The following is a 26,048-nucleotide window of genomic DNA, read 5'->3' as shown; positions in this document are numbered from 1 at the left end:
AGAAAACCATGACATGGAACCTGCCCAATATCCTCACCGTCTTCCGGTTGCTTTGCGCGCCCGGCGTGGCGCTCGTTTTCCTGATCCTGCCGCGCCCCGTCGCCGACTGGGCCGCGCTGATCCTGTTCGCCTCCGCCTCGATCACCGATTTTCTCGATGGCTATCTGGCGCGCAAATGGGACCAGATGTCGAAATTCGGCGCCATGCTCGACCCGATCGCCGACAAGGCCATGGTGGTGACGGCGATTGCCGTTCTGACCATGCTGCATGGGGCGAATGCGCTGATCGTGATCCCCGCCGCCTTCATCCTTCTGCGCGAAACCTTCGTCTCAGGCCTGCGCGAATTTCTGGGCGACACCGCCGGGACGCTCAAGGTCACGAAACTCGCCAAGTGGAAAACCACCTTCCAAATGGTCGCCATCGCCGTGCTCTTCGCCTATGGCGCGACCGATTTCGCGCCGCTCTTCACCCTCGGCATCGGGATCTTCTGGATCGCGGGCCTGCTCACCGTGATCACCGGCTGGGACTATCTGACCAAAGCCATGCCTTTCCTGCGAGATCACCATGAAGATTGAGGTGCTCTATTTCGCATGGGTGCGCGAGCGCATCGGCGAACCGCGTGAGACGGTCGAAACCTCCGCCGCGACGGTCATGGACTTGGTCGAGGAGTTGAAGGCCCGCGAAGAGCGCTATGACCTTGCCTTCTCCGATCTCAAATCCCTGCGCGTTGCTCTCGATCAGGAGTTGATGGAGTTCGACGCGCCCCTAGACGGCGTGCGCGAGGTGGCCTTCTTTCCGCCGATGACCGGCGGGTGAGTGGGAGCGAAACCATGCGCATCTCCGTCCAGTCCGAAGATTTCGAACTCGCTCAGGTCCTCAAGGGCTTCGGCAAAGCCCCGAACACTGGCGCGACGGTCAGCTTCACCGGCCTCGTGCGCGACGACACCGGCACACTCGATCACATGGAGATCGAGCATTATCCCGGCATGTGCGAAGCCGCGATTTCCAAGATCGCTGAGGAGGCCGCGACGCGCTGGTCCCTCACCGACTGCCTCGTCATCCACCGCTACGGTCAGTTGCGCCCCGGCGATCAGATCATGATGGTCGCCACCGCCGCCCGGCATCGGGTCGAGGCGTTCGAGGCCGCCGAATACCTGATGGACTACCTGAAATCCCGCGCGCCGTTCTGGAAAAAGGAAGTGACGCGCGAGGGGGCCGATTGGGTCGCGGCGAAAGAGGCCGACGAAGACGCGCTCAAACGCTGGTAGGCTCAGCCGCGATAGCGCAGCGCTTCCATGAACCGCGTAAACGCCGGGGAGGCCAGCCGCCGGTTGGGATAATAGAGGTGATAGCCCTGAATGGGCGGGCACCAATCGCTCAACGCCACTTGCAAACGTCCGTTATCGAGATAGGGCCGGGCCAGATCTTCGGGCACAAAGGCCAGCCCGTGCCCGTCGAGCGCCGCATGAAGCACCGACAGGATGCTGTCATAGCTCGCTTGCCCGCTGACCCGAACCTCCATCTCATGCCCGTCCTTTTCGAACTCCCAGGCATAAAGCCCGCCGCGTGAGGTCAGGCGCAGATTGATGCAGCGGTGATCCGTCAACTCCCTCGGATGCTGCGGCGCGGGGTGCTCTGCGAAATACTCCGGCGTGCCGACTACGAGAAACCGCCAGTCCGGTCCGATCCGCACCGCAATCATGTCTTTGCTCACAGATTCGCCAAGCCGCACGCCCGCGTCGAAATGCGCGCCGACGATATCGACCAACCCGTTGTCGATCGACACTTCGACATGGATATCCGGGTACTCCGGCAGGAACCGCGCGAGCACCGGACGCAGGAGAGTCTCCGCCGCATGTTCCCCCGAACTGATCCGCAAGGTGCCGGCGGGCTTGTCCCGCAACTCGCTCAGCGCTTCGATCTCCGCATGGATCTGTTCGAAATGCGGGGAGAGGGCGATGAAAAGCCGCTCTCCGGCTTCCGTCGTCGCCACGCTCCGCGTCGTGCGCGCCAAAAGTCGCAGTCCGAGCCGTTCCTCCAACGCCCGGATCGTATGGCTCAGCGCGGAGGAGGACACACCAAGACGGGCCGCCGCCCTGGTAAAGCTCTGCGCTTCGGCAACGGCGAGGAACGCCCGCAATTCTCCCAATTCATCTCGCGCCATTGCTGAGTTTCACTCACTAGTTCATCCCAATTATGCCATCTAATCGAATAGCGCGCCCGGCCTTAGATATCCATCGGAATTGATAGGACTGGAAAGGACGCACCATGGAAATCATCCGTGCAAATGACCTGCCAAAGATGGCGGGACCGAGTGACTGGTTCACCGGGGCGGTTGAGGTCGAGATGTTGTTCAACGGCTTCGACAAGGACCGCGTGCAAGGCGCGCGTGTCACCTTCCAACCCGGCGCTCGCACCGCTTGGCACACGCACCCGCTCGGCCAGACCTTGATCGTGACCGAAGGGGTCGGGCGGGTTCAACGTCTCGGCGGTCCGGTCGAGACCATCCGCACCGGCGACGTGGTCTGGTTCGCGCCCGGTGAAAAACACTGGCACGGCGCGGCTCCCGACAGCGCCATGACCCACACCGCCATTCAGGAGGTTCTGAACGGCGAGGTCGTCGCGTGGATGGAGCCTGTCTCCGACGCTGATTACGGCGCCTGAGGGCGCTCCGTGAAACCCGAAAAGGAAAAGACCATGATCAAAGATAAAGTCGTCATCATCACCGGCGCGTCGTCCGGCATTGGCGAGGCCACCGCCAAAGAGATCGCCGCCAAGGGCGCGAAAGTCGTGCTGGGCGCGCGCCGCGAAGACAGGCTCCGCCAAATCGCGGAAGACATCACCGCCGCGGGCGGCGAGGCGATCTATCAGGGGCTCGACGTCACAAAGCCCGAGGACAACGCCGCCATCGTTGCGCGCGCCAAAGATCGCTTCGGTCGTGTCGATGCGATCTTTCTGAACGCGGGCGTTATGCCGGTGAGTAACGTCTCCGCGCTCAAGACCGCGGAATGGAAACAGATGGTCGATGTGAACATCAACGGCGTGCTCAACGGTGTCGCTGCCGTGATGCCGGAATTTCTGGCGCAGAAGTCGGGTCATATCCTCGCGGTGTCTTCCGTCGCGGGGCTCAAGGCCTATCCCGGTACTGCGATCTATGGCGGCACGAAATGGTTCGTGCGCGACTTCATGGAAGTGCTCCGCATGGAGGCTGCGATGGAAGGCACGAACATTCGCACTGCGACCCTCTATCCGGCGGCGATCAATACGGAGTTGTTGGAGACGATCACCGACAAGCGGGCGGCCGACGGGATGCAGGGGCTATACGAGACCTTCGGAATTGCGCCGGACCGGATCGCCAAGGTGGTCAGCTTTGCGCTCGACCTGCCGGAGGATGTGACGGTCAACGAGTTCACCGTCGGTCCGGCCAATCAGCCGTGGTAAGCGGTGGCGTGGGCTGAGCCGTGATAAAAGAAAATCCGGCGCCTGTGGGCGTCGGATTTTTGTCTCTCAGAGGTCCGACAAAAGTCCGACACTTGTCCGACGCTTTGCCGACAGCAAAAACGGGCACTCAGCCCGCGTTCATCCGCTCGATATAGGCCCGAAGTTCCTCGGCCTCCTGACGCGCTTCCCGAAGCCCGTCCATCGCCGCCCGCAGTTCCGCCTCGGTCTGGTTGGTCTGTGTCGTCATCTCGGCTTCGCGATGCTGATAATAGGCAATCGCCTGATCGCGCTCTTCCTCGGCCTCGTGCAATTGCTGCGCCATGGTGTCGAGATCGTTCATCTCGCCCTGGCCCACGCGCACGAACCGATGGACCAGCCAATGCGCGAACCAGCCCATCACGAAAGCGATGAAAAGCACGATCGCCGTGGCGATGATCAATTCGGTTCTGTTCATTCCGTATCCCCGTTTTCTGTCCCGTCTGCGCCAGCGTCCGCTTCAGTGTTCACGTCGGTTTCCGCCGTATCGTCGGTGCCCGCATTTTCCCCCTGCGCGCCCTCCGGTGTCGCCGTCTCCGGCTCTTCTGCGTTCAGCAGTTTGAATGCGATCCGACGGTTTTCCTCACGGCCTTCTTCGGTGCCGTTGTCGGCGATCGGTTCGCTTTCGCCATAGCCTTTTGCGGTGAAACTGACCCCCGCCACCCGGCGCATCAAAAGCCCGTCGAGGACGGAATTTGCCCGCTGTGTCGAGAGGTTAAGGTTCATCGTCTCGCCGCCCTGACTGTCGGTGTGGCCGCCGATTTCCATCTCGACCTCCTCGCACTCCTTGAGCGCTTCGGCAATGCGGTCCAGCGTATCGTTCGCTTCGACATTGAGCTCGACCGAGCCCGGATCGAAGACGATTTTCGAACTGGCGACAATGGCGTTGGCCTTGGCCACGCATTCCTCCGGCGTCGGCAGATCGAGCACCGGGTCGAGTTTCTTCACATAGGTCACGTCGATGGTGAATTCCGCGCCGTCGCCGAGCTTGTCCGAGAGGATACCGGCAATCGCTGCCTTGGCATTCTCGTTGCCGGTCTCGCCGCGGATCTCGACCATGTCCTCGCTCATGATCGCTGAGCCGCGCGTCACCTCGCCAAGCGCCTCGATCACGGCCATGGCGCGCATCGCCCAGCCGGAGGGCAGCGTGTCGTCGATGCGCATCGCGGAATAGACCGAATGCGACCCGAACTCGGCACGGGCGAGGGCTTCGGTGGCCTGTTTGCTGCGCTCGTCGGGGATGCGGCCGCGCAGCTGGGTCTGGCCCTCGGGCGAGCGGGTGACAACGAATTCGGCATGCTCATCCTCGCTTTCGGCCTGTTCCGCCTGCGGCAGGGTCGAGTGCAGGATGAAGGTCGGCGGCAGATCGGCCTCAAGCTCGCCCACCACGGTATCGAACAGGGCGGGGGAGGTGCCTTCGGCGGCGATCAGGTTCACGTCGCCATCGGTAAAGGTGATGCTGCCCTGGCCGAGTTTCGCCAGCGCCCGCATGCCGGTTTCCACCGCCACGGCCCATTGTGCCGAGGGGGCTCCAAGGCCCACCGTGCAATGCGGGTCGTCGATGCCAAGCGATTTCGCAGCAGCCAGAATGCGCAGGTGGCCTTGGGCGGTTTCGGCGACGCAAGCGTCGAAATGCGGCCCGGTTTCGTCGATCAGGAAGCGCGCGGTAAAGGGCGTGATTACCGGACGCGGCGCTGCGATGTCGAGCCTGGTGCGGATCGTCTCCGGCAGTTCGGCTTTGAGATTTTTCTCGAACGCGGCCTTCTGCGCTTTGCTTTCCGCGAGCGCCGTGACGGTGATCCCATCGGCGGCCAGCGAGATTTTCGAACGTGGCAAAAGCGCAATGGCATTGAGCCCGAACTCCATGGCCTCGTCCCACGCCTCGGGTTGCGGATAATCCGCCTGTTCCATCAGATCGGCGATGGAGCCGGTGCGGCTGGCTTTCTTGAGGCTCTCGATGAAACGGGCGCGATCCCAGGACGAGGGCACCAGACCGATCAGGGAAATGCCGCTGTCATTGCGCAGGATTTCGATGGAAAAACGCGGGGCGGGGACGTCTTCCTGTTGCACGACGTTCATCACGTTGATCACACGCGCCGGATCGACCACATGGCCCGCCGCACGCTGGGCGGCGAGCTGGGTCTGCTCATCGGGGGCCACCCCGGTCAGAACGATCTGCAATCCGTCGCCTTCCACATCGACCCAGTCATAGCCTTGCAAGGTCATTTCGTTCACGACGGCCTTGGTCGAGGTTGTCTCGATAAAGCGGGCGCCGATCGCGGCACCGGCCAGACAGAGAATGGCCCCAAGGATCAGAGCGGCGAAAACGGGCAGGAAGTTGGATATACGCATCAAACGAAGTGGCCTGTTGTGAGATGTGGCCTTTGTCTTAGGGGGTTCAGTCCAAGGCTGCAATCAAAGGAACACGGCAATGGCAAGAAACAGCGCAGCCAGGAGGCCGGTGTCGCGGTTTGCCCGAAAAAGCTTCAGACAAACATCGGGATTGTCGGTGTCAAGCCGCGCCATCTGCCAGGTCATGTGCAGCCCCATCGCCCAAGGCGCGCCCAGAGCGACGACGAGGGCGAGAACGGAACGGTCGGCCAGCGCTTCAATGATGCCCGCAGCTATCAGGATGACGGTGATCACGAGAAACCGTTTGAGCCAGCGCGGGGTCTCTTTGCCAAAGCGCCGGGCGGTGGATTTCACGCCGATCAGCGCGTCGTCTTCCTTGTCTTGGTGGGCATAGATCGTATCGTAGAAAATCGTCCATGCGATGCCCGCCAGATAGAGGAACACCGGCGCCATGCTCAGCTTGCCCGCCACAGCGGCATAGGCCAGAAGCGCGCCCCAGTTGAACGCGATGCCGAGAAACACCTGCGGCCACCATGTAAAACGTTTGGCAAAGGGATAGACAGCAACGGGCAGAAGCGAGGCCACGCCCAAGAGGATTGCGAGTTTGCCGAAGGTCAGAAGAATCGCACAGGCGATGAGGCTCTGAACGATCATCCAAGTAGCGGCCTGTTTGACCGTGACCTGCCCCGAGGGGATCGGACGGCTTTTGGTGCGCTCCACCTTGTCGTCGAAATCCCGATCCGTGATGTCGTTCCATGTACAGCCCGCGCCGCGCATCAGCCACGCGCCCAGAGCGCAGCCGATCATGATCCAGATCGTGCGCAGGCTCAGCGTCCCGGTCTCAGCCGACGCCAAAAGCGCGCCCCACCAGCACGGGATCAGCAACAACCATGTGCCTACAGGCCGATCCGCCCGCGACAGGCGCAGATAGGGCCGGGTCCATGCCGGGGCGCGATGGTCCACCCAATTTCCCTTGACGGCATCGGCAACTTGCCCGTTCATCTCTGGCGTCACGCGGTCATCGGTCATATGTAGGGTCCATGGTTGAAGCGAAAATCAGGCTCTATGTAGATCACCCACTGTCGGTGGGGCAATCCATTCCTCTGGAACGGGAGCAGGCGCATTATCTTTTCGGGGTGATGCGGCTGGCCGCGGGCGCATTTGTCGCGCTGTTCAATTCCCGCGATGGGGAATTCGTGGCCGAAGTCACCGAGGCGGGCAAGCGCGGCGGGGCTCTGACCTGCGTCGAGAAGACGCGCGAGCTGCAAATGCCGCCCGATCTCTGGCTGTTGTTTGCGCCGATCAAAAAGGCCCGCACCGATTTCATCGTCGAGAAAGCCGCCGAGATGGGCGCGAAACGCATCTGCCCCGTGCAGACCGATTTCACCAATTCCGAACGCATCCGGCAGGATCGGTTGCAGGCCCATGCCGTCGAGGCCGCCGAGCAATGCGGCGGGACCTATGTGCCCGAAGTGGCCGATCTCGCAAAACTCGACCGCCTTCTGGCCGATTGGGACCCGGAGCGGCAGATCATGTTCTGCGACGAAACACTTGTGGGGGCGGCCGAGGCTTTGGGCGATGTCAAAGGCGGCAAATGGGCCATCCTCATCGGCCCCGAAGGCGGGTTCTCGGAGACGGAACGCAAACGCCTTCATGCGCTGCCCTATGCTCATGCCGTCTCCCTCGGTCCCCGCATCCTGCGTGCCGATACGGCGGCGGTGGCGGCCCTCACCCTCTGGCAGCAACAGCTCGGGGACTGGTCGTGAGGCCGGAGATTCGCGCGGGCTTGCTGCGCTGGCGGGAGGTGATCGTCGGGCTGGTGTTTGTGGCGCTTTTCGCATGGTGGGCGGCGTCTTCATACGGCGTGATGCGCTGGATCGCCCTGACGGTGACCGTTATTGCCGTGATCTTCGCCTTTGCCGCCGTACAACGCGCCCGGTTTTCGCAGGGCGGCGGTGGCTTTGGGGCTGTCGAGGTGGACGAGGGCGTCGTCAGTTTCTTTTCGCCCCTCACCGGCGGCCAGATCGAGATCGACGCGATCTCTGCCGTGACGTTGCTTCCCGGTCCGAAAGGCCACGCCCACTGGCAGCTCGACGCCTATGGCCAGTCGCCTCTGACCATCCCGCTCAATGCCCACGGAGCGGAGGCTTTGTTCGATGTTTTCGTCGGGCTCGACGGTCTTGAGACCGAAAAAATGCTCCGCGATATCAAGTCCAACCCGGAAAAACCCCTGGTGATCTGGCGCAAACGCACAGCGGTTCTGCACTGAGGTCGCCCCTGCGATGCCCTCAGTCGCATTGACTTCCATGGACGCTTGCCACATCTCTACCGGACCAAGAAACGCTTCGGAGTATTCCTGCATGTCCATTCCTCAATCCGGCGGTGGCCCGATCGAAAGCTATGACGACCTCGTTGGATATTTCGAAGAGGGCTGCAAACCCAAGGATCACTGGAAGATCGGCACCGAGCACGAAAAGTTCGGCTATTGCGAGGACAAGCTGAAACCTCTGCCCTATGCGGGCGAGCGCTCGATCAAGGCGATCCTCGAAGGGTTGCAGGACCGCTATGGCTGGAACCCGATTTTCGAGGGCGAACACCTCATCGGGCTTGAGCTGAACGGCGCGAATGTGTCGCTTGAGCCGGGCGGGCAGTTGGAGCTTTCCGGTGCGCCTTTGGACAATATTCACCAGACCTGCGACGAGGTGAACGAACACCTCAAGGAAGTGCATTCGGTGGCCGATGACATCGGGGCGCGGTTCATCGGGCTGGGCATGGCGCCGACATGGACCCATGACGAGATGCCGCTGATGCCCAAGGGGCGTTACAAGCTGATGGACGCCTATATGGACAAGGTCGGCACCACCGGTACGCAGATGATGCGCCGGACTTGTACCGTTCAGGTGAACCTCGATTTCGCGTCCGAGGCCGACATGGTGCAGAAATTCCGCACCGCACTGGCATTGCAACCGGTCGCCACCGCGCTCTTTGCCAATTCGCCCTTCAAGGAGGGTAAGCTCAACGGCCACAAAAGCTGGCGTTCCTACATCTGGCGTCATCTCGATCCGTCACGCACCGGCATGCTGCCCTTTGTATTCGAAGACGGCATGGGGTTTGAGCGTTACGTCGAATACGCGCTCGATGTGCCGATGTATTTCGTCTATCGCGACGGCAAATACATCAACGCGCTGGGCCAGTCCTTCCGCGATTTCCTCAAGGGCGAACTGCCCGCGATGCCCGGCGAAAAGCCGACGCTCAGCGATTGGGCCGATCACCTCACGACGCTGTTCCCGGAAGCCCGGATCAAGAAATACATGGAAATGCGCGGTGCCGATGGCGGTCCGTGGCGTCGTCTCTGCGCGCTTCCGGCCTTCTGGGTCGGTCTGATGTACGATCAAAACGCGCTTGATGCGACGACCGATCTGATCAAAGGCTGGACGCCCGAGTTCCGCGAAGAGCTGCGGGTTGCGGCCTCCGTCGATGCGCTTCAGGCCGAGGTCGGCGGCGTCAAGATGCTCGATCTGGCGCGCGAATGCGTGGCGATTGCCGAGGCAGGCCTCAAGGCGCGCGGGCGCGAAGGCGCGGGCGGTATGGTGCCGGACGAGACCCATTTCCTCAATGCGCTGAAAGACAGCATTGAGACGGGCCATTCCCCGGCGGCGGAGCTGATCGAGCGCTTCGAGACCGATTGGAACGGCGACGCTTCGAAAGTCTTCGGCGAATATTCCTATTGAAAAAGGGGCCTGCGGGCCCCCTTTTCCTTTTACTGGCGTGTGACCGAAGGGATGGCGCTATCCTCATAGGACAGGGGCCCACCCTCGCCTGTGATCGGATCGGGGCCAAACCGGTTCGGCCCTGCGGTGCCGCGCGAGACGGCCCAATAGAGCATGATCAGCCAGCCGATCAGCGGGATCAGGATCAGCAGCGCCCACCAGCCGGAACGATCGACATCGTGAAGTCGACGAATCCAGACCGACAGGCCCGGCAGGAAGGTGGCGAGGCTGAACAGGCCTGCGGTCGGCCCGGTGATTTCCGGTACGCCGAAAAACACCGTATCGACCCCGCCAAAGACCAGGTTGCCGATGATGATGAAAAGCGACCACCACCAATATTCCGCCCGCCGAGCGCGGCCGGAAAAGGTGACGTATTTCTGAAAGCAAATTTTGATTGCGTCTATGATTGTCATGGAACTATCCCTTGAAGATTTCATCAGTCTTCGGGCAACCGTAGCGTGAAACAAGGGGAAATTATACCGAGAAACAGACGGCAAATTTCCCGAGGCTTTTGTGCCGCATCACCCGTTCTGGCCAAGCACCCGACGCCGGTAATACTCGTGTATTTCCTGCCGGCGGGCTTCCTCGAATTCCTCCGAATGGGCTTGCCCAGCCTCCGGAATGCGCATCAGGGCGGCGTAACCGGACTGGGCGGATCGGCCTGAAAACCGGTCTTTGTGCCGCGCGCCGCCGTCGTTTTCGGGATCGCCCCAGCTATTGCGATGCGGTTCCGAAGGCAGCAGGTAGAAGATCAGCAGAATGATCGGCCCGACAATCGGTGCAAAAGAAATGAAGAACCAGAAGCCCGAACGCCCGATGTCGTGCAACCTCCGCACGGTCATCGACAGGTTGGGGATGAGGTTCAGGAGCCAGAACCAGATCAGCAGCGTGCCACCTTTGGCGAGATCCAGCGCGAGCAGAATGGTGACGAGACCGTAATAGGTTGCAAACCACCAGAATTCCGAACGCGAAGCGCGTCCCGAGAAGTTGAAAGCTCTGAAATAGCCGTTTTCTACGGCTTTTAACGGTCCGGCCATACTGTCCCCCGACAAATCGTTACGGGGTCGATTTTGGCGCGGATTTGGGCGGGAATGCGGCGTCGATGGTGCGATTTCGGGAAGATCAGCCCTTCCGGCCGATCTTCGTTTCCGTTCCGGCCTTGAGCCGCGCGATGTTCTCGCGGTGTTTGTAGAAAATCAGCGCCGTCAGCACGAGTACGAGAAGCGCGCCGTGGAGGTGATAGAAAAATGCCGTGTAGATCGGTGCCATCAGCGCCGCGATCAGGGCGGACAGGCTCGAATAGCGAGTGATCACCGCGACCAGAAGCCATGTGCCACAGGCCAGAAGCCCGGCAGGGAAACTTAGCGCCAACAATGTGCCTAGGAAGGTCGCAACGCCCTTGCCGCCTTTGAGCCGCAAAAACACCGGGTAGAGATGGCCGAGCATGGCGCAGAGCCCGGCGATCCCTGCCGCTTGTTCGCCCACAAGCACCCGCGCCAGAATGACCGCCAGCGCGCCTTTGCCGCTGTCACCCAGAAGGGTGAGAAACGCGGCCAGCTTGTTGCCGGTGCGCAGAACATTCGTCGCGCCGATGTTGCCCGAGCCGATCTTGCGCAGATCGCCGAGGCCAAAGAGCCGCGCCATGACGATGCCAAAGGGGATCGAGCCGAGGAGATAGGCCAGAATGGCGGTAAAGATCAGCATCAGAAGCGTCATCAGGTTTTCCGTGGTTCAAATACTCAAAATCCGGACTTGGCCAAAGGCTCAGCCCTCAAAGACCCGCATGCCATCGACCCAGGTGCCCCTCACCTTGCCTTGCATCTTGGCGCCGTCAAAGGGGGTATTTTTCGATTTCGATTTGAGCGTGAAGCGATCCATCACAAAAGGCGCATCCGGGTCGAACAGCACAAGATCGGCGGGCGCGCCTTCGACGAGACGCCCGGCCTCAAGGCCCAGACGTTTCGCCGGATTGAGCGCCATGGCACGGAACAGCTCCGGCAGGGTCAGTTGGCCTGCATGATAAAGCCGCATCGCGGCGGGCAGCAGCGTTTCGAGCGCCACCGCCCCGGAGGCGGCTTCCTCAAACGGCAGGCGTTTGCTTTCCTCGTCCTGCGGCGTGTGCATCGAGGAGATCACGTCGATCAGCCCGGAGGCCACGGCCTCGACCATCGCCAGACGGTCGTCCTCGGAGCGCAGCGGAGGTTTGACCTTGAAGAAGGTGCGATAATTGCCGACGTCGAGCTCATTGAGCGTCAGGTGATGGATCGACACGCCTGCGGTGACGTCGAGCCCGTTTTGCTTCGCCCGCTCCAGCGCCGGAAGCGCGCGGGCGGTGGTGATCTGGTCGAAGTGATAGGAGACATTGGTCATCTCAATGAGCGCCAGATCGCGGTCGAGCCCCATGCGCTCCGCCATCGGCGACACGGCGGGCAGGCCACGCAGAGCTGCGAATTTGCCAGAGGTCGCAGCGGCCCCTTTCGACAGGCCCGGTTCCTGCGGATGGCCGATCACCAGCGCACCGGTGGATTTCGCATAGGTCAGGGCGCGCTGCAAAACCTTGGTGTCGGCGACCACATGATCGCAATCGGTAAAAGCCACCGCACCCGCATCGCGCATAAAGCCGATCTCGACCATCTCGCGCCCTTCGCGCCCCTTGGTCAGCGCCGACATGTGTTTGACCTTAATCACCGCGTCGGACGCCGCGCGGCGCTGGACGAATTCCAGAACCTCGGGGCTGTCGATGGCGTTCAATGTATCGGGGCGGGTGATCATCGTCGTGACCCCGCCCGCCGCCGCCGCGCGCCCTGCTGAGGCAAAGCTTTCCTTATGCCGCTCGCCCGGCTCGGACACTTTCACCCCCAGATCGACGATCCCCGGCGCAAGACAAAGGCCCCCGCAGTCGATGCTCTCGCCCATCGGCGGTTTGCCTGTGCCGCGCTCGGCAATCATCGGGCCTTCGACACGAAGCCAGCCGATCTCATCGGTCATCGCCTCGGGGTCGATCAGTCGGGCATTGGTGAAAATGGTCATACTGAGCCTTTCTGGATGTCACGGATCAGCCCGTAGACGGAGCGGGCGTCGTGAATAAGCGAAAACGAGGGCGTGCTGTCGAACCGGTCTCCGACGATCGGTTCGGCGCGCCCGCGAAACAGGATGGTGCCGGGGTCTTCGCCGTCGAACTCGACGCCCAGAGAGGGGCGCAGATCGAGCGCCAAAAGGGTTTTGCCGGCGAATGGCAGATCATTGGCGAAAAAGGCGCGGCGGGTGGTGAGGGAATACCATGTGCGCCGGGCGATGAACGGCCCGATCAGCAGCGGCGCGAAGGCGACGAGAAGGCCTGCGATGAAATGGATCAGCCCAAATAGCCAGAAGTCGCCGGAGCGAAAGGCCATGATCATCCAGAACAGCGCGAAGGCGGCAAAGATCACGCCGAAAAACGCGAAGGGCAGGGCGGGGCCACGCCATTGAATGCGCAGATCCGGCTGCCCCTGCCAGAGCACACGCTCATTGGGGAAAAGGATATCGCCCCAGCCCTCGGTCATCCGCCGATCCAGACAAAGGCTGCGACGAAGAGCGCGAGGAAGATCAACACGACGGTGGCCACCATGCCGGACATGCGCGCGGCGGATTTCGGCGGTTTGCCTTGCGCGAGTTGACCCTTGGCGCTTTCCGTTTCGATGCCAACAACAGGCGGCAGATCGATGGGCATGCCGTAACGCCCGATCAGGGAGAAAGGCGGCTCGGGGGACAGCCGTGTGTCTTTGTCATCAAGCCCGGTCGAATAGAGCATCACCACGACGCCTGTGAGCGCATCGAGCTTGGCCGCGTCCTCACCAATGTCAAACCCGCTGGCTTCGCCGAGATAGCGGGCAAAGCCATAGCCCTTCATCGCTGCAAGATCGAACCATTCAACGGCGGCGGTGTCGGGTGGGGTCCAGAGGCCCAAAGCCTCAGCGAAACTCGCGGAGGAGATCAGCTCGGTGTTCAAATCCGCCACCGGCCCGTCATAGGACAGGACCCAGACATACCGTCCGCCGGTCTTGGGAATGTCCTGTGGTGCGTTCAAACCATGACCCCCTTGTCGGCCTCGCGCGATGCCCGCAGGTTCTGGGCCAGCAAATCCATCGCGGCCATGCGCACGGCAACACCCATTTCAACCTGTTCCTGAATGACCGAGCGGTTGATGTCGTCGGCGATGGTGCCGTCGATCTCGACGCCGCGGTTCATGGGACCGGGGTGCATGACAATGGCGTCGGGTTTGGCATGCGCCAGTTTCTCGGCGTCCAGCCCGTAGCGATAGAAATATTCCCGCTCAGAGGGGATAAACCCGCCGTCCATCCGCTCTTTCTGAAGCCGGAGCATCATCACCACATCGACGTCCTTGAGGCCCTCGGCCATGTCGTCGTAAATCTCACAGCCAAACTCGCGGAACTGCTGCGGCACCAGAGTGGGCGGGCCGACAAGGCGCACGCGGTTTTCCATCTTGCCCAGCAGGATCAGGTTCGAGCGCGCCACACGGGAGTGGGTGACATCGCCGCAAATCGCGATGTTGAGGCGATGGAGCCGCCCCTTGGCGCGCCGGATCGTCAGGGCATCGAGCAGGGCCTGCGTCGGGTGTTCGTGCTTGCCGTCGCCCGCGTTCAGCACGGCGCAGTTGACCTTTTGCGACAAAAGATCGACCGCCCCGGAATGCGGGTGCCGGACCACCAAAAGATCGGGATGCATGGCGTTGAGCGTCAGGGCGGTATCAATCAGGGTCTCGCCCTTTTTGATCGAGGAGGCCTGCATCGACATGTTCATCACATCCGCGCCAAGCCGTTTGCCCGCGAGTTCGAAAGACGACTGCGTGCGCGTCGAGTTCTCGAAGAACATGTTGATCTGGGTGAGACCCTTGAGCGCATCGGCGTGTTTCTCCGACTGCCGGTTGAGATCGACATAGCGTTCGGCCACGTCGAGCACGGTGGTGATCTCTTCGGGGTGAAGCGGCTCGATCCCCAAAAGGTGTTTTTGCCGGAATGCCATGGTGCCCCCTTCTGGTATCTTCGCCCTGCTTATAGAAAGCTGTGCGGGAGCGGGCAATGCGCGTTATCGGCCTCACGAGTGATTTACCTCTGCGACACGGCCCTGTAGCGTGGCCGCCATGGAGACTCAGATCGACTATTGGCAAGCGCATGCGCTTTTGGAGTGGCAGGTGGACCTCGGCGTGACCGAGGCCATTATGGATGCGCCGGTCAATCGCTATGAGTTGCCCGATCATGCCGCGAAACCGGCGAAGGCGCAGGCGGACACACAGGCACCTGTCGATCAGAGGCCGAAACCGTCGCGTTCGGACGAGGGCGTTGAGGTGGCCGCTCAGCTCGCCAAATCGGCCCGCTCTTTGGAAGAGCTGCGCGATGCGCTTGCCGGTTTCGACTATTGCGATCTGAAACGCGGTGCGCGCAATCTGGTGTTCTCGGACGGCAATCCGAAGGCGCGCGTGATGATCGTCGGCGAAGCGCCGGGGCGGGACGAGGACATTCAGGGAAAACCCTTTGTCGGGCGCTCCGGGCAGCTTTTGGACAAGATGTTCGCGGCCATCGGCATGGATCGCCAATCGCCCGACAGCGAACATGCGCTCTACATCACCAATCCGATCCCATGGCGCCCGCCGGAAAATCGCGATCCGACACCGGCCGAGATCGCCATGCTGAAACCGTTCCTCATTCGCCATATCGAACTGGCCGACCCGGATGTGATCGTTTTGATGGGCAATTGGGCCTGTACGGCGCTTCTGGGCCGTGCGGGCATCACGCGGCTTCGGGGCAATTGGCAGACGGTGCTGGGAAAGCCCGCCATGCCGATGACGCACCCGGCCTATCTGTTGCGCAACCCGATTGCGAAACGCGAGGCCTGGGCGGATTTGCTGGACATTCAGGCCCGTCTCAGAGGGGCGTCATGATCGTCGATCCGCTGACGCTTGCTGCGTTCCTCCCCGCCGCTCTGGCGCTCAATATGACGCCGGGAGCGGATATGATGTTTTGTCTGGCACAGGGGCTCAAAGGCAATCGCAAAGCCGCCGTTGCGGCAAGTGCCGGGATTTCTGCGGGCTCGATTGTTAACGTGACCCTTGCGGGGCTCGGGCTTGGCGCGCTGGTGGCCGCAAGCCCGCATCTTTTCGCAACAATCCGCTGGATTGGGGTCGCATATCTCGTGTGGCTGGCAATCCGAACCCTGCGCAGCCCGCATGAACTCGGGGCCTCCGGCAAAGCGATGAAATCCCCCGCCCGCGCCTTTCGCGAAGGCTTTCTGGTGAATGTGTCCAATCCCAAGGTGATCCTCTTCATCCTCGCCTTCATCCCGCAATTCGTCGACCCGGCGCGCGGAAGTGTCCTCGGCCAGTTCCTGATCTTCGGCTCGGTGATTTCCATCGGCGGGTTTGTCATCAACGCCGCCGTTGGCTGGTTTGCCGTGGGCTTGGGCGGCGTTTTGGCGCGCAGCCAACGCACTGAGAGCCTGTTACGCTATCTTTCCGCATCCGTTTTCGGACTGCTCGCCCTGAAACTCGCCACGGAGCGCCGCGCATGAGCCGTATTGACGAAAGCCTCGATTTCATCCCCGTCCGCATCGCCGTTCTGACCGTGTCCGACACGCGCACCCTTGCCGATGACAAATCCGGCGACACTCTGGTCAAGATGATCGAAGAGGCGGGGCACAAACTCGCAGATCGCAAAATCGTCACCGACGATCGCGCGCTGATCCGCGACACGCTTCAGGCCTGGATCGACGACAAGGACGTCGATGTGGTGATCTCCACGGGCGGCACCGGGCTCACGGGGCGCGATGTCACCGTTGAGGCGCATCGCGACGTTTACGAAAAAGAGATCGACGCTTTCGGCACGGTCTTCACCATTGTGTCCATGCAGAAAATCGGCACCTCTGCGATCCAGTCGCGGGCCACCGGCGGCGTGGCCGGCGGCACCTATCTTTTCGCACTTCCGGGCTCTACGGGGGCCTGCAAGGACGCGTGGAACGAGATTTTGAAATTCCAGCTCGATTACCGCCATCGCCCCTGCAATTTCGTGGAAATCTTCCCCCGCCTCGAAGAGCACAAGCGTCGCAAGTGACCAACAATGCCGTGAGGTGACAAAAAAGCGCGTCGGGTTTTCAAATTCCCGCCGTATGATGAGCATTCATCCGTGCGACGGCTCCGTCCGCTCTCTCGAAACACAGCCAGGCCAGCCAAAGGGTTTCCCTGAATGCGATTCCTCCGCCGTTCCCTGACCGGACTTTTCCTCACTGCCGCCACCATCGCCCTGCTCGCAGGCGCTGGCTATAAGGTCAGTTCCACCCTGCAAGAGCGCCGCGCTGCCGAGGCCACGCCGCCGCAGGCCCGCGAGCGGCAGTTTGCCGTCAATGTCACGGAGGTGACGCCGGAGCGGATTGTTCCCGTTCTGACAAGCTATGGCGAAGTTGCGGCGCGTAGGAGCCTCGAATTGCGGGCACCCGCCGCCGGGCGGATCGTGACGCTTTCGGAGGCTTTCGAGGAAGGCGGCGCGGTCAAGGCCGGGGATGTGATCCTGAAAGTCGACACGGCGGATGCCGAGGCGGCAGTGCGGGTCTCGGAGGCCGATCTGCTGGAGGCTGAGGCCGATCTGCGCGATGCCGAGCGCGCGAAGGACATTGCGACCGACGATCTTGCCGCCGCTCAGGCGCAACTCGACCTGCGCAAGGCGGCGCGTGATCGGCAGCAGGGGCTGTTCGATCGCGGGGTTGGCTCTGCCGCCTCGCTCGAAGACGCGGCGCTCTCGCATGCGGCGGCGGAGCAGTCGGTATTGGCCAAGCGACAGTCGCTTGCCGATAAGGAAGCTGCCGTGGACAGCGCGAAAACCGCGGTGCTCCGGGCGGAAATTGCGCTCGATGAGGTTAAACGCACGCTGAACGACATGACCGTCACGGCGGCGTTCGACGGCGTGTTGAGCGAAGTCTCCGGCGCTTTGGGCACACTTCTGAGCGGCAACGAACAATTCGCGATCCTGATTGCACCGGAGGAACTGGAAGTCGCCTTCCGCATCTCCACCGAACAATACGCCCGTCTGGTTCAAGATCGTGGCGCGCTGCCTCAGATGGAGGTCACCGTGACGCTCGATGTGGCGGGGCTTGCGCTTTCGGCCAGGGGCAAAGTGGTGCGTGAAAGCGCCGCCGTGGCCGCGGGACAGAGCGGACGCACGCTTTACGCCCGGCTCGAGGATGCGCCGGGGTTCCGGCCCGGCGATTTCGTCACGGTCCAGCTTGAGGAACCGGAGCTTTCCGCAGTGGCGCTTGTGCCTGCGACCGCCGTGGCGGGCAACGAAACCGTTCTGGCCGTGACGGATCAAAGCCGCCTCGAAGAGATCGCGGTTCCGGTGCTGCGGCATCAGGGCGATCATGTGATCATCGGCGCAGAGGGGCTCTCGGGCCGTCAGATCGTGGCCGAACGCACCCCGCTTTTGGGCGCGGGCATCCGGGTTAAGGTCAATGGCGCGGAAACCTCCGGCGCAGAGGCGGGCGTGGAGATGGTCTCCTTGAGCGAGGAACGTCGTGCGGCGCTCGCGGCCTTCGTGTCGAACAATACGAAAATGCCGGAAGAGATGCGCACGCGCGTGCTCGAACAGCTCGCGGCCGAAAAAGTGCCCGTCGATCTTTTGGAGCGGCTTGAGCAACGGATGGGGAGCTAAGCCCCATGAGCGCGCGCGATATGATCAACGCCAAGGGGCTTCTGTCCTATTTTACCCGCCACCGGACAGCGGCGAACCTTGTGCTTGTGCTGCTTCTGGCGGCCGGACTTGGGGCCCTGCCGAAGATGCGGTCGCAATTCTTTCCGGACGTGGTGGTCGATACCGTGCGGGTTTCCGTCGCCTGGGAGGGCGCGGGGCCGGAGGATGTCGACAGCGCCATTGTGCAACTGCTCGAACCGACGCTGATCGCGGTTGAGGGGGTGTTGGAAAGCAGCGCGACCTCGATCGAGGGGCGAGGCAACATCACGCTCGAATTTGAACCCGGTTGGGACATCCAGCGCGCCGCCGACGATGTGAACGCGGCCCTCGACACCGTGACCGATCTGCCTGAGGGCGCGGACGATCCGGTGGTGCAATGGGGCGGCTGGACCGACAGTGTCACCGATGTGGCGATCACCGGACCCGTGGGGCTCGATCAACTGGCGCGGTTTGCCGACGAGTTGGTGGCCCGGCTTTTCACCAAAGGTGTGACGCGGACCACGATTTCCGGGGTCGCAGCGCCCGAAACCATTGTCGAAGTGCCGACGCTGAACCTGATCGAACACGACATTTCCATGGCGGAGATCGCCAGCGCGATTGCCGCCGAGGCGGACACCAGCCCCGCGGGCAGCGTCGGGTCCGGCGGCGCACGGGTGCGCGCGGGCGTGGAAAAACGCGGTGCGGCGGATATCGCGGGGATCGTGCTGCGGACCAATGACGACGGCTCGAAACTGACCATCGGCGATGTGGCGCAGATCCGTGTCGAGGGCGTGGATCGTAACGAGGCGTTTTTCGTCGGTGACAACCCGGCGGTCTCTGTTCAGGTGGCGCGCTCCGATCTTGGCGATGCCATTGGAATTCAGGGGATTGTCGAAGATGTCACCGCCGAAATGGCGCGGAGCCTGCCCGAAGGGGTGAGCCTCGATCTCTATCGCACGCGCGCCGAAGCGATCAAAGCGCGGCTCGATCTTTTGCTGTCGAACGGGGCGATGGGGCTGGGGCTTGTGCTGGCGCTTCTGTTCCTGTTCCTCAATGCCCGCACCGCAATCTGGGTTGCGGCGGGGATTCCGGTTGCAATGCTCTCGGCGATTGCACTGATGTATGCCGCCGGGATCACGATCAATATGATCTCGCTCTTTGCCCTGATCATCACGCTGGGCATCGTGGTCGATGACGCCATCGTTGTCGGCGAACATGCCGATTTCCGGGTCCGGCGGCTGGGTGAAAGCGCCGTTGAGGCCTCGGAAAACGCGGCGCGCCGGATGTTTGCGCCGGTGTTTTCCTCGACCATCACGACGATCATCGCCTTTCTCGGGCTGACCGCCATTTCCGGTCGGTTCGGCGACATGATTTCGGACATTCCCTTTACCGTCATCGTGGTTCTGATCGCCTCGCTGATGGAATGTTTCATCATCCTGCCCAATCACTTGAGCCATTCCCTTGCCTCGCACGCGAAAACCCATTGGTACGACTGGCCCTCTCGGCAGGTCGACAAGGGGTTTCGGGTGTTCCGCGAACGACTGTTCCGGCCTGTGGTGACATGGTCGATCCGGCTGCGCTATCCGGTGGTGGCCGCGGGCATCCTGCTTTTGATGACCCAGATTTCGCTGCTGATCTCGGGGCAGGTGCAATGGCGTTTTTTCAACTCGCCCGAGCAGCCTGTGATCAGCGGCAATATCGCCATGGCGCCAACCGCGGTGCGCAGCGATACTTTGGCGATGTTGCATGAATTGCAGCGGGCGACCGATGTGGTTGCCGCGCGGTATGAAGAAAAATACGGCACGAACCCGCTGGCCTATGCCGTCGCTCAGATCGGATCGAACGCCGGGCGTGGCTTGTCGGGAACGAGCAGCAAGGAAGATTATCAACTGGGCGGCATCACCATCGAGCTGATCGACGCCGATCTGCGGCCCTATTCCTCCGTGGTTTTTGTCACGGACCTTCAGGAAGAGGTGGTCAATCATCCTCTTGCCGAAACCGTGTCGTTCCGGCAAGGGCGGTTCGGACCGGGAGGCGATGCCATCGACGTCGACCTGTACGGCGCGGATTCGGAAACGCTCAAGGCTGCGGCAGAGGCGCTCAAGGCGCGGCTCGGGCAGTTCACGGAAATCTCGGCGCTTGAGGACAACCTGTCCTACGACAAGGAGGAGATGGTCCTCGAACTGACGCCACAGGGCGAGGCGCTTGGTTTCAACATCAACGATCTGGGCAGCGTTCTGACCCATCGACTCGGCGGCATCGAGGCGGCGACCTATCCTTCGGGCATCCGAACGGCGACGATCCAGGTGGAGATTCCCGAACAGGAACTGACCGCCGATTTCCTGAGCCGGACCCAGATGCGTACGGCCTCAGGCGCCTATGTGCCGCTGTCGGACATCGTGACGGTGACCCGCACGACAGGGTTCTCGACCATCCGGCGGGAAAACGGTTTGCGGATCATTTCAATCACCGGCGACATGAATCAGGACAACGCCGCGCGCGCCGACGAAATTCAGGACGAGATCACCAATGAAATCTTGCCGGAGATCGACGAAACCTTCGGCGTGACCCATCGGATTTCCGGCCTCTCGGAACAGGAAAACCAATTCCTTTCCGATGCGTTTCTGGGCCTCTCCGGCGTTCTCCTTGGCATCTATTTGACGCTTGCGTGGATTTTTTCGAGCTGGACGCGCCCCGTGGTGGTGATGTCGGTCATTCCCTTCGGGTTGATCGGGGCGATCCATGGCCATGCGATCTGGGATGTGCCGCTGTCGATGTTCTCTGTCGTCGGTCTCATCGGGATGACCGGGATCATCATCAACGACTCGATCGTTCTGGTGTCGACCGTGGACGAATATGCCCATGAGCGCGGCTTGGTCCCGGCGATGATCGACGCGGCTGTGGACCGGTTGCGGCCGGTGATGCTCACAACGCTCACGACCGTTCTGGGCCTCGCGCCTCTGCTCTACGAGACCTCTTCGGATGCGCAATTCCTGAAGCCGACAGTGATCACGCTGGCCTATGGGCTGGGGTTTGGCATGGTTATCGTTCTGGTGATGGTGCCTGCCATTCTGGCGATGCAGCTCGATGTCGGACGTCAGGTCGCCGCCTTCCGACGTGGCCTGCGCCATCCCAAACGCAGCGGTGTGGTAGGCAAGGTCCTGATCGGGGCAAGTGCGTTTGCCGTACTGTGGTTCGCGCTGACACTCGGCCCTGTGGTCCTGCCCGGCATGCTGCCCGCGCTCTTTGGCGTCACGGGATTTGCCGCTGCACTCGGGCTGTTTCTGCTGGGGCTCGTGCTGGTGTTCTCGGCGATCTATGCGGTGCTGGCCATTGCATCACATCGCCAACAGGAGGCCGCATGAGGCCGCCGCGGCATCAGTTCCCGGAACAGCCCTGCGCCTCATAGGCGGTGCCATTGCCGATTACGGTGATGGTCAGTTGCGAGCGGTCGATGAAGAAGGGCTGGGCATCCGCAGGAACGAGATCGCTCTCGACCTGGACCTTGCCGCCTGTCCGCGCGAGCTCCGCTTCGGAGACCCAGACGGAGCGGTCGGGGTGTTCGATCACCGCCACCTCGTAGGGGCCGAGCTCCGGGACGGACATGTCGACGGACACGCGCATGCCGTCGGAGATCGGCGCCGCCTTGCAGGTGGCGGTGATGACGCGTTTCGGCTGATCGGCCAGAGCGCTTTCGATCTCGGCGCGCGCACCGTTCGGCCCCCCGGGCGTGAGTGTCGCGTCGAGCGTGGCCTGAAGCGGCATGCAGATGTCCTTGCACACGCCAAGATCCATTGTGCCCGACAGGCGAATGTCGCCATCCCCCTCGGGGATCAGTTCGATCGGCAGGATCAGCTCGTGCTCATAGCCCAGATACCACATGCCGTTCTCGGAAAAGAGTTCCGGCACCGGCCAGTGCAAATCCATCCGGGCAAGGTTCTGGGACCCGCTTAGTGCGAATGACGGCGGAATGCCGGTCTCGCCGGGCGTGCGCCAGTAGGTATGCCAGCCCGGGGCAAGCTGTACCCGGATCGCGGCCATGCGGTGACCGTTGTCCATTTGCCAGCCGGGTAGAATATCGATCCGGGCCATATCCGCCGGGTCCTGCGCAACGGCAGGGGCGGTCAGGCCAAGGAAGAGGGCGGAGGCGAGGGGGGCGAGAGATCGGATCATGTGCCCGATATAGGCAGGCAATGGCGTTTCGCAAACTCACATTTGGACGACCCATATGTGATCGCGGTTCTGTGTTGCCGCAGGAGCGCGAATGCGGGGGTGAAATCGCCGCTTTTGTCATGCGAAGCCTTGCACCCCGGCGCGTCATGCGGTGAGGTGGGGTTATGAAAGCTCAATCGTCTGACCTCACCGGCAAACTTCTCATCGCGATGCCCGGCATTGGCGATCCGCGTTTCGATGGCGCGGTGGTGTTCATGTGCGCCCATTCCGAAGACGGCGCCATGGGGCTGATGATCAATAAGGTGTCGCAAGAAATTTCTGTTTCCGATGTGTTCTCGCAGCTGGAGATTCGCGTCACCCCGGACATGCGTCCCCTGCCAGTGCATTTCGGTGGGCCGGTCGAGGTGGGGCGGGGCTTCGTGTTGCACAGCACCGATTACGATGCCGATCACGCTTCGATGGATGTGGGCGGCGGCTATGCCATGACCGCCTCGCGCGAGATCCTGCGCGACATGGCCCGCGGTACCGGACCCGCCGAGCGGCTTTTGTGTCTCGGCTATGCGGGCTGGGGGCCGGGGCAGCTTGAGGGCGAAATCGGGCAGAACGGCTGGCTCAGTTGCGACGCCACGCGGGAGATCGTGTTCGACACGCCCGATGCGCAAAAATGGCAGGCCGCACTTTTGTCTCTGGGCGTGAGCCCGGCGCTTTTGTCGGCAGATGCCGGACGGGCGTGACGCAGCGTTCGGGTTGGGCGGCCGATCCGGCTTCGCTACTCTGAGGCCCAAGTTGCAGAGCCTTCTGCGCCTGAGGAGGAAACAGCCATGACCTATCGCGCCCCGGTTTCGGATTATCAGTTCATTCTCGACCAGATCGTCGATTTTTCGGCCGTGCTCGAGAGTGCGGCCTTCGAGGACATCGATGCGGAGACGGTTGCGGCGATCCTCGAAGAAGCCGGCAAGCTTGCGAGCGATGTGGTCGCGCCGCTGAATCGTGGCAGCGATCTGACGCCCGGCAAACTGGTGGACGGTGTGGTCAAGACCTCTCCGGGGTTCGCCTCAGCCCATGGTCAGATTGCTGAGGGCGGCTGGATCGGCATGCTGGCGCAACCGGAAAACGGTGGGATGGGTCTGCCGCTGAGCGTGGCGACGGCAATCAACGAGATGATGTCGGGCGGCTGCCTGTCGCTTTCGCTGCAACCGCTGATGACGCAGGGGCAGATCGAGGCGCTGGAGCATCACGCCTCCGACGCAATCAAGGCGCTGTACATCCCGAAACTCATCTCCGGCGAATGGACCGGGACGATGAACCTGACGGAATCTGGCGCCGGATCGGATGTCGGTGCCTTGCGCACCAAGGCGGAGCGCAACGGCGACGGCACTTATGCGATCACCGGTCAGAAGATTTTCATCACTTGGGGCGACAACGATTTTTCCGACAACGTCTGCCACCTCGTGCTTGCGCGCCTGCCCGACGGGGTGCCGGGGACGAAAGGCATTTCGCTTTTCATGGTGCCGAAATTCCTCCCGGATGCGGATGGCAATCCCGGCGAGCGCAATGGTGTGAAGGTCGTCAGCCTTGAGCACAAACTTGGCATCCATGGCTCTCCGACTTGCGTCATGGAATATGAGAATGCGACCGGCTGGCTCGTGGGCGAAGAGCATCAGGGCATGAAATGCATGTTCACTATGATGAACAATGCACGTCTCGGCGTTGGCGTTCAGGGCGTGGGGGTCGCGGAGGCGGCCACGCAAAAGGCGCTGGCCTATGCGCAGGAGCGGGTGCAGGGCGCATCGCCCATCGGAACCGAAAATGGAGGCATCATCGACCATGCAGATGTGCGCCGGATGCTGGCCCATATGCGCGCCGACACATTCGTGGCGCGCACGATTGCGCTGGCCTGCGGTGTGGGGCTCGATCTCGGGCGCACAGATCCGGAGCAACAGGCGCGCGGCGCCTTCCTCATTCCGATCGCCAAGGCGTTTTCCACCGACATCGGGCACGAAGTTGCCCAGCTGGGCGTGCAGGTGCATGGCGGTATGGGCTATATCGAGGAAACCGGTGCGGCACAGTATGCCCGCGATGCCCGGATCACCTCGATTTATGAGGGCACCAACGGCATCCAGGCCATGGACCTTGTGGGGCGCAAGCTGATGGATGGTGGCGAGGCCGGGTTCGGAATTCTCGACGAGATCGAAACCTTTGCCGAAGCTGCGCGCGCGACCCTGCCGAAACGGGCGATTGCCGTCTGGAACGCGGCGGAAACTCTGCGCGAAGGCATGGAGGCGATGCTCGCCCTGCCGATGAATGATCGGTTCGCGGGCGCGGTTCCCTTCCTGCGCGCTTTTGCCCGGGTTCTGGGCGGGCATTATCACCTCAAGGCGGCGATTGCCGAAGGCGGTGAGGGGCCGCGTTCGCGCCTTGCAGCTTTCTACATCAAACGTATGCTGCCGGAACACGCGGCCCTGCTGGCGCAGGTGCGCCTTGGGGCCGCAGATATTTACGCTTTGAGCCCAGAGGACCTGACGGCCTGATGACTGCCCCGATCCGCACGCCCTTCGATGCCCCCGAAATCGGGGGGATAATCGAGATTGCCGAAGGGGTGCTGTGGTCGCGGATGCCATTGTTGCCGCCTCTGGGCCATGTGAATGTCTATGCCTTCGACGAGGGCGACAGCTGGACCATCGTCGACACGGGTGTGGATACGCGCAAAAGCCGGGAGGCGTGGCAGGGGCTGATCGACGGGCCGCTGTCGGGCAAGCCGATCCGGCGGGTTGTCGTTACGCACCACCATCTCGATCATATCGGTTTGGTCGGCTGGTTCGTGACGGAGCATGGCGCGGAGCTTGTGACAACGCGGACCTCTTACCTGATGGCGCGGATGTTGCAGCTCGATGTGCAGGAGGCGCCGACGCCGGAGATGCTCGCGTTCTGGCGGTCCTGCGGCATGGCGTCTGAGATTTACCAGAAACGCCTGATGGAACGCCCATTCAACACCGCCGATGCGGTGCATCCATTGCCCTTGGGCTATACGCGCATCATCGACGGGCAGGAGATCGAGATCGGCGGGCGGCTCTGGACCGTGCGCACCGGCGACGGGCATGCGCCGGAGCACGCGACGTTTTGGTCCGGCGACGGGGAACTGGTGATCGGAGGCGATCAGCTTTTGGGCTCGATCTCGCCCAATCTCGGGGTTTCCGCCACCGAGCCGATGGCCGATCCGGTGGGCGATTGGCTGCGGTCCTGCGAAAAATTCGTGCCGCATGCCCGCGACAGTCAGCTGATCCTGACCGGGCATAAATTGCCCTATACCGGCCTGCCTGCGCGGCTTCGGCATCTGATCGACAATCATCGCCACGCGCTTGAACGCCTGCGTGAGGTGCTGCATGAACCGCGCACCGCCTGCGACTGTTTCGACGTGCTGTTCAAACGGTCGATCAAGGAGGGCGAATACGGGCTTGCGATGGTCGAGGCCATGGCGCATTGCCGTCATCTCGAACGGCGCGGTCTTATCACTGGACGAGAGCGGGAGGATGGTGCGATCCTGTGGCAAACAGGAGAGTGAGAC

Annotated in this window: 28 protein-coding genes; 16 read left to right on the top strand and 12 right to left on the bottom strand. The window is 62.2% G+C overall.

Annotation, left to right across the window (positions count from 1 at the left end):
* Positions 1–8: 8 nt before the first annotated feature.
* From pgsA to V1475_RS02395, 3 genes are read left to right on the top strand one after another with little or no spacing between them, the layout of a single operon-like run.
* A complete protein-coding gene (gene pgsA / locus V1475_RS02405) occupies positions 9–575 on the top strand; it encodes a CDP-diacylglycerol--glycerol-3-phosphate 3-phosphatidyltransferase (protein WP_479411474.1) in 567 nt (188 codons plus the stop codon).
* Positions 565–816: a molybdopterin converting factor subunit 1 gene (moaD, locus tag V1475_RS02400; RefSeq protein WP_479411473.1), complete on the top strand. Its 252-nt coding sequence runs from the start codon at positions 565–567 to the stop codon at positions 814–816. The genes pgsA and moaD overlap by 11 nt, the downstream gene beginning before the upstream one ends.
* A gap of 14 nt (positions 817–830) precedes the next feature.
* Positions 831–1,268, top strand: coding sequence for a molybdenum cofactor biosynthesis protein MoaE (locus tag V1475_RS02395; RefSeq protein WP_096805951.1), 438 nt, complete (start codon positions 831–833; stop codon positions 1,266–1,268).
* 2 nt (positions 1,269–1,270) lie between these two features.
* On the opposite strand, the gene V1475_RS02390 is transcribed toward V1475_RS02395, so the two are convergent.
* Complete coding sequence (locus V1475_RS02390; RefSeq protein ID WP_479411472.1) at positions 1,271–2,164, bottom strand: LysR family transcriptional regulator; 894 nt, start codon at positions 2,162–2,164, stop codon at positions 1,271–1,273.
* A gap of 104 nt (positions 2,165–2,268) precedes the next feature.
* On the opposite strand from V1475_RS02390, the gene V1475_RS02385 reads away from it, so the two are divergent.
* On the top strand, positions 2,269–2,664 hold the full coding sequence (locus V1475_RS02385) for a (R)-mandelonitrile lyase (RefSeq protein WP_479411471.1): 396 nt from the start codon (positions 2,269–2,271) through the stop codon (positions 2,662–2,664).
* Between the two features lie 33 nt (positions 2,665–2,697).
* A complete protein-coding gene (locus tag V1475_RS02380) occupies positions 2,698–3,441 on the top strand; it encodes an SDR family oxidoreductase (protein ID WP_479411470.1) in 744 nt (247 codons plus the stop codon).
* Positions 3,442–3,568: 127 nt separating this feature from the next.
* On the opposite strand, the gene V1475_RS02375 is transcribed toward V1475_RS02380, so the two are convergent.
* From V1475_RS02375 to ubiA, 3 genes are all read right to left on the bottom strand, one after another.
* A complete protein-coding gene (locus tag V1475_RS02375; RefSeq protein WP_434290111.1) occupies positions 3,569–3,895 on the bottom strand; it encodes a hypothetical protein in 327 nt (108 codons plus the stop codon).
* Positions 3,892–5,829, bottom strand: a complete 1,938-nt coding sequence (locus V1475_RS02370) for an OmpA family protein (protein ID WP_479411469.1) — start codon at positions 5,827–5,829, stop codon at positions 3,892–3,894. Before V1475_RS02370 ends, V1475_RS02375 begins: the two co-directional genes overlap by 4 nt.
* A 63-nt stretch (positions 5,830–5,892) precedes the next feature.
* Positions 5,893–6,858: a 4-hydroxybenzoate octaprenyltransferase gene (gene ubiA, locus V1475_RS02365; protein ID WP_479411468.1), complete on the bottom strand. Its 966-nt coding sequence runs from the start codon at positions 6,856–6,858 to the stop codon at positions 5,893–5,895.
* 11 nt (positions 6,859–6,869) lie between these two features.
* Here ubiA and V1475_RS02360 point away from each other — a divergent pair, with 11 nt between their 5' ends.
* The 3 genes from V1475_RS02360 to V1475_RS02350 all read left to right on the top strand — a co-directional run bounded on the left by V1475_RS02360 (position 6,870) and on the right by V1475_RS02350 (position 9,560).
* The gene (locus V1475_RS02360; RefSeq protein ID WP_479411467.1) at positions 6,870–7,595 is read left to right on the top strand and encodes a 16S rRNA (uracil(1498)-N(3))-methyltransferase; all 726 of its coding nucleotides are present in this window, start codon (positions 6,870–6,872) and stop codon (positions 7,593–7,595) included.
* Positions 7,592–8,098, top strand: coding sequence for a hypothetical protein (locus tag V1475_RS02355; protein WP_479411466.1), 507 nt, complete (start codon positions 7,592–7,594; stop codon positions 8,096–8,098). Before V1475_RS02360 ends, V1475_RS02355 begins: the two co-directional genes overlap by 4 nt.
* Positions 8,099–8,189: 91 nt before the next feature.
* Positions 8,190–9,560 (top strand): glutamate--cysteine ligase, encoded by a 1,371-nt coding sequence (locus V1475_RS02350; protein ID WP_479411465.1) that lies wholly within the window; start codon positions 8,190–8,192, stop codon positions 9,558–9,560.
* Positions 9,561–9,589: 29 nt separating this feature from the next.
* Here V1475_RS02350 and V1475_RS02345 read toward each other — a convergent pair whose 3' ends face one another.
* The 7 genes from V1475_RS02345 to V1475_RS02315 all read right to left on the bottom strand — a co-directional run bounded on the left by V1475_RS02345 (position 9,590) and on the right by V1475_RS02315 (position 14,621).
* On the bottom strand, positions 9,590–10,012 hold the full coding sequence (locus tag V1475_RS02345; protein WP_479411464.1) for a DUF805 domain-containing protein: 423 nt from the start codon (positions 10,010–10,012) through the stop codon (positions 9,590–9,592).
* Positions 10,013–10,120: 108 nt separating this feature from the next.
* Positions 10,121–10,636 carry a DUF805 domain-containing protein gene (locus tag V1475_RS02340; protein WP_479411463.1) on the bottom strand — a complete coding sequence of 172 codons (516 nt, stop codon included), beginning with the start codon at positions 10,634–10,636 and terminating at the stop codon, positions 10,121–10,123.
* 85 nt (positions 10,637–10,721) lie between these two features.
* The gene (gene plsY, locus V1475_RS02335; protein WP_479411462.1) at positions 10,722–11,315 is read right to left on the bottom strand and encodes a glycerol-3-phosphate 1-O-acyltransferase PlsY; all 594 of its coding nucleotides are present in this window, start codon (positions 11,313–11,315) and stop codon (positions 10,722–10,724) included.
* A gap of 48 nt (positions 11,316–11,363) precedes the next feature.
* Positions 11,364–12,629, bottom strand: a complete 1,266-nt coding sequence (gene pyrC / locus V1475_RS02330; protein WP_479411461.1) for a dihydroorotase — start codon at positions 12,627–12,629, stop codon at positions 11,364–11,366.
* The gene (locus V1475_RS02325; RefSeq protein WP_479411460.1) at positions 12,626–13,141 is read right to left on the bottom strand and encodes an aspartate carbamoyltransferase catalytic subunit; all 516 of its coding nucleotides are present in this window, start codon (positions 13,139–13,141) and stop codon (positions 12,626–12,628) included. Before V1475_RS02325 ends, pyrC begins: the two co-directional genes overlap by 4 nt.
* A complete protein-coding gene (locus V1475_RS02320; protein ID WP_479411459.1) occupies positions 13,138–13,665 on the bottom strand; it encodes a hypothetical protein in 528 nt (175 codons plus the stop codon). The genes V1475_RS02325 and V1475_RS02320 overlap by 4 nt, the downstream gene beginning before the upstream one ends.
* Positions 13,662–14,621 (bottom strand): aspartate carbamoyltransferase catalytic subunit, encoded by a 960-nt coding sequence (locus V1475_RS02315; RefSeq protein WP_434290134.1) that lies wholly within the window; start codon positions 14,619–14,621, stop codon positions 13,662–13,664. The genes V1475_RS02320 and V1475_RS02315 overlap by 4 nt, the downstream gene beginning before the upstream one ends.
* 118 nt (positions 14,622–14,739) lie before the next feature.
* Between V1475_RS02315 and V1475_RS02310 the strand changes: the two genes are divergently transcribed.
* The 5 genes from V1475_RS02310 (at position 14,740) to V1475_RS02290 (ending at position 21,675) form a co-directional block, all read left to right on the top strand.
* On the top strand, positions 14,740–15,537 hold the full coding sequence (locus tag V1475_RS02310) for a uracil-DNA glycosylase (RefSeq protein ID WP_479411458.1): 798 nt from the start codon (positions 14,740–14,742) through the stop codon (positions 15,535–15,537).
* Positions 15,534–16,163 carry a LysE family translocator gene (locus V1475_RS02305; RefSeq protein ID WP_479411457.1) on the top strand — a complete coding sequence of 210 codons (630 nt, stop codon included), beginning with the start codon at positions 15,534–15,536 and terminating at the stop codon, positions 16,161–16,163. The genes V1475_RS02310 and V1475_RS02305 overlap by 4 nt, the downstream gene beginning before the upstream one ends.
* On the top strand, positions 16,160–16,702 hold the full coding sequence (gene moaB, locus V1475_RS02300; protein ID WP_479411456.1) for a molybdenum cofactor biosynthesis protein B: 543 nt from the start codon (positions 16,160–16,162) through the stop codon (positions 16,700–16,702). Before V1475_RS02305 ends, moaB begins: the two co-directional genes overlap by 4 nt.
* A 132-nt stretch (positions 16,703–16,834) precedes the next feature.
* Positions 16,835–18,292 (top strand): efflux RND transporter periplasmic adaptor subunit, encoded by a 1,458-nt coding sequence (locus tag V1475_RS02295; protein WP_479411455.1) that lies wholly within the window; start codon positions 16,835–16,837, stop codon positions 18,290–18,292.
* Between the two features lie 5 nt (positions 18,293–18,297).
* Positions 18,298–21,675: an efflux RND transporter permease subunit gene (locus V1475_RS02290; RefSeq protein WP_479411454.1), complete on the top strand. Its 3,378-nt coding sequence runs from the start codon at positions 18,298–18,300 to the stop codon at positions 21,673–21,675.
* Positions 21,676–21,688: 13 nt separating this feature from the next.
* Here V1475_RS02290 and V1475_RS02285 read toward each other — a convergent pair whose 3' ends face one another.
* Positions 21,689–22,483 carry a protein-disulfide reductase DsbD domain-containing protein gene (locus V1475_RS02285; RefSeq protein ID WP_479411453.1) on the bottom strand — a complete coding sequence of 265 codons (795 nt, stop codon included), beginning with the start codon at positions 22,481–22,483 and terminating at the stop codon, positions 21,689–21,691.
* 164 nt (positions 22,484–22,647) lie between these two features.
* On the opposite strand from V1475_RS02285, the gene V1475_RS02280 reads away from it, so the two are divergent.
* The 3 genes from V1475_RS02280 to V1475_RS02270 all read left to right on the top strand — a co-directional run bounded on the left by V1475_RS02280 (position 22,648) and on the right by V1475_RS02270 (position 26,045).
* Entirely contained in the window at positions 22,648–23,217 is a 570-nt protein-coding gene (locus V1475_RS02280) for a YqgE/AlgH family protein (RefSeq protein WP_479411452.1), read from the top strand.
* 87 nt (positions 23,218–23,304) lie between these two features.
* Entirely contained in the window at positions 23,305–25,014 is a 1,710-nt protein-coding gene (locus V1475_RS02275; protein ID WP_479411451.1) for an acyl-CoA dehydrogenase, read from the top strand.
* The gene (locus V1475_RS02270) at positions 25,014–26,045 is read left to right on the top strand and encodes an MBL fold metallo-hydrolase (RefSeq protein ID WP_479411450.1); all 1,032 of its coding nucleotides are present in this window, start codon (positions 25,014–25,016) and stop codon (positions 26,043–26,045) included. Before V1475_RS02275 ends, V1475_RS02270 begins: the two co-directional genes overlap by 1 nt.
* The last annotated feature ends 3 nt before the right edge of the window (positions 26,046–26,048 follow it).

This window comes from Celeribacter sp. SCSIO 80838 (assembly GCF_056498065.1).
The sequence above is the reverse complement of the archived record's forward strand: the minus strand, read 5'-3'. Positions and strand labels throughout refer to the sequence as shown.

What these genes read in the sequence shown, in the direction of transcription:
- V1475_RS02290 (WP_479411454.1), top strand. Translation starts at nt 18,298, where the DNA reads ATGAGCGCGCGCGATATGATCAACGCCAAGGGGCTTCTGTCCTATTTT.
- V1475_RS02295 (WP_479411455.1), top strand. Translation starts at nt 16,835, where the DNA reads ATGCGATTCCTCCGCCGTTCCCTGACCGGACTTTTCCTCACTGCCGCC.
- V1475_RS02370 (WP_479411469.1), bottom strand. Translation starts at nt 5,829, where the DNA reads ATGCGTATATCCAACTTCCTGCCCGTTTTCGCCGCTCTGATCCTTGGG.
- V1475_RS02280 (WP_479411452.1), top strand. Translation starts at nt 22,648, where the DNA reads ATGAAAGCTCAATCGTCTGACCTCACCGGCAAACTTCTCATCGCGATG.
- V1475_RS02395 (WP_096805951.1), top strand. Translation starts at nt 831, where the DNA reads ATGCGCATCTCCGTCCAGTCCGAAGATTTCGAACTCGCTCAGGTCCTC.
- V1475_RS02350 (WP_479411465.1), top strand. Translation starts at nt 8,190, where the DNA reads ATGTCCATTCCTCAATCCGGCGGTGGCCCGATCGAAAGCTATGACGAC.
- V1475_RS02315 (WP_434290134.1), bottom strand. Translation starts at nt 14,621, where the DNA reads ATGGCATTCCGGCAAAAACACCTTTTGGGGATCGAGCCGCTTCACCCC.
- moaD (WP_479411473.1), top strand. Translation starts at nt 565, where the DNA reads ATGAAGATTGAGGTGCTCTATTTCGCATGGGTGCGCGAGCGCATCGGC.
- V1475_RS02385 (WP_479411471.1), top strand. Translation starts at nt 2,269, where the DNA reads ATGGAAATCATCCGTGCAAATGACCTGCCAAAGATGGCGGGACCGAGT.
- V1475_RS02275 (WP_479411451.1), top strand. Translation starts at nt 23,305, where the DNA reads ATGACCTATCGCGCCCCGGTTTCGGATTATCAGTTCATTCTCGACCAG.
- V1475_RS02270 (WP_479411450.1), top strand. Translation starts at nt 25,014, where the DNA reads ATGACTGCCCCGATCCGCACGCCCTTCGATGCCCCCGAAATCGGGGGG.
- V1475_RS02375 (WP_434290111.1), bottom strand. Translation starts at nt 3,895, where the DNA reads ATGAACAGAACCGAATTGATCATCGCCACGGCGATCGTGCTTTTCATC.
- ubiA (WP_479411468.1), bottom strand. Translation starts at nt 6,858, where the DNA reads ATGACCGATGACCGCGTGACGCCAGAGATGAACGGGCAAGTTGCCGAT.
- V1475_RS02305 (WP_479411457.1), top strand. Translation starts at nt 15,534, where the DNA reads ATGATCGTCGATCCGCTGACGCTTGCTGCGTTCCTCCCCGCCGCTCTG.
- V1475_RS02380 (WP_479411470.1), top strand. Translation starts at nt 2,698, where the DNA reads ATGATCAAAGATAAAGTCGTCATCATCACCGGCGCGTCGTCCGGCATT.
- V1475_RS02390 (WP_479411472.1), bottom strand. Translation starts at nt 2,164, where the DNA reads ATGGCGCGAGATGAATTGGGAGAATTGCGGGCGTTCCTCGCCGTTGCC.
- V1475_RS02340 (WP_479411463.1), bottom strand. Translation starts at nt 10,636, where the DNA reads ATGGCCGGACCGTTAAAAGCCGTAGAAAACGGCTATTTCAGAGCTTTC.
- moaB (WP_479411456.1), top strand. Translation starts at nt 16,160, where the DNA reads ATGAGCCGTATTGACGAAAGCCTCGATTTCATCCCCGTCCGCATCGCC.
- V1475_RS02310 (WP_479411458.1), top strand. Translation starts at nt 14,740, where the DNA reads ATGGAGACTCAGATCGACTATTGGCAAGCGCATGCGCTTTTGGAGTGG.
- V1475_RS02360 (WP_479411467.1), top strand. Translation starts at nt 6,870, where the DNA reads ATGGTTGAAGCGAAAATCAGGCTCTATGTAGATCACCCACTGTCGGTG.
- pyrC (WP_479411461.1), bottom strand. Translation starts at nt 12,629, where the DNA reads ATGACCATTTTCACCAATGCCCGACTGATCGACCCCGAGGCGATGACC.
- plsY (WP_479411462.1), bottom strand. Translation starts at nt 11,315, where the DNA reads ATGACGCTTCTGATGCTGATCTTTACCGCCATTCTGGCCTATCTCCTC.
- V1475_RS02325 (WP_479411460.1), bottom strand. Translation starts at nt 13,141, where the DNA reads ATGACCGAGGGCTGGGGCGATATCCTTTTCCCCAATGAGCGTGTGCTC.
- V1475_RS02285 (WP_479411453.1), bottom strand. Translation starts at nt 22,483, where the DNA reads ATGATCCGATCTCTCGCCCCCCTCGCCTCCGCCCTCTTCCTTGGCCTG.
- V1475_RS02345 (WP_479411464.1), bottom strand. Translation starts at nt 10,012, where the DNA reads ATGACAATCATAGACGCAATCAAAATTTGCTTTCAGAAATACGTCACC.
- pgsA (WP_479411474.1), top strand. Translation starts at nt 9, where the DNA reads ATGACATGGAACCTGCCCAATATCCTCACCGTCTTCCGGTTGCTTTGC.